2 tRNA genes and 2 rRNA genes are annotated in these 1,101 nt (G+C 44.7%); all 4 read left to right on the top strand.

Features of this window, described 5'->3' with window-relative positions:
* Positions 1-206, top strand: a 16S ribosomal RNA gene (locus tag L5M37_RS24030); the annotation flags it as partial.
* A gap of 99 nt (positions 207-305) precedes the next feature.
* Positions 306-382, top strand: a tRNA-Ile gene (locus tag L5M37_RS24035).
* Between the two features lie 138 nt (positions 383-520).
* Positions 521-596 (top strand) — tRNA-Ala (locus tag L5M37_RS24040).
* Between the two features lie 362 nt (positions 597-958).
* Positions 959-1,101: ribosomal RNA gene (locus L5M37_RS24045) — 23S ribosomal RNA — on the top strand; the annotation flags it as partial.

Consider the following 1,101-nt stretch of genomic DNA (forward strand, 5'->3'; position numbering starts at 1 on the left):
GGAATCGCTAGTAATCGTGGATCAGAATGCCACGGTGAATACGTTCCCGGGCCTTGTACACACCGCCCGTCACACCATGGGAGTGGGCTGCAAAAGAAGTGGGTAGCTTAACCTTCGGGGGGGCGCTCACCACTTTGTGGTTCATGACTGGGGTGAAGTCGTAACAAGGTAGCCCTAGGGGAACCTGGGGCTGGATCACCTCCTTACCTATACGACTAACTTAATGTTTGTTGAGTGTTCACACAGATTTGCTTGATAGAAGAAAGAGTAAAAGATAGACCTAGTTAAATAGGTTTATCAAAGATGGGTCTGTAGCTCAGCTGGTTAGAGCGCACCCCTGATAAGGGTGAGGTCGGTGGTTCAAGTCCACTCTGACCCACCAAATCTTCGTTCTCCTTTGTTAAATTAACACTCGTTTAGTGAACTAAACGTCGCGTTAATTTGCAGCGGATAACTCGATTTGGCAAACCAATCCTTTTAGAGGTTTGGAACATCTTACTTACTCGCACTGCATGTAAATGGGGCTATAGCTCAGCTGGGAGAGCGCCTGCCTTGCACGCAGGAGGTCTGCGGTTCGATCCCGCATAGCTCCACCATTTACACCTTATTCTGACTTTATTGCAAAGTAATAAGGCATATGCACTATGGATAGAGATGCCAAAGATAAACTTAAAAATTATCTTTGGCTTTTTTAAGCCCGCTCTTTAACAATTTGGAAAGCTGATAGTATTTAATTGCATGAGTCTGTCATGTGATTAATTACAAAACGTTTAATGCGAAAGCATTGAACATGAGTTCTCAAACACTTTATTAAGTGTCTTGAATATTCAATAGTAAATTATGCTTAGTTGCATAGTTTACGTCTAAGGCGCGTCCACTTCTTTGGTCAGAAGTGAGACAAGTAAAACCAAGCTGGTCGCAATGCGRCKCAGATGAGTGAAACTCATTTGGGTTGTATGGTTAAGCGACTAAGCGTATACGGTGGATGCCTTGGCAGTCAGAGGCGATGAAGGACGTAGTAACTTGCGAAAAGCGTTGGCGAGCTAGTAACAAGCATTTGAGCTAACGATGTCCGAATGGGGGAACCCAGCAGCATAAGCT

It is taken from the genome of Shewanella sp. SM69, assembly GCF_025653985.1.
GTDB classification, from domain to species: Bacteria; Pseudomonadota; Gammaproteobacteria; order Enterobacterales; family Shewanellaceae; genus Shewanella; species Shewanella oncorhynchi.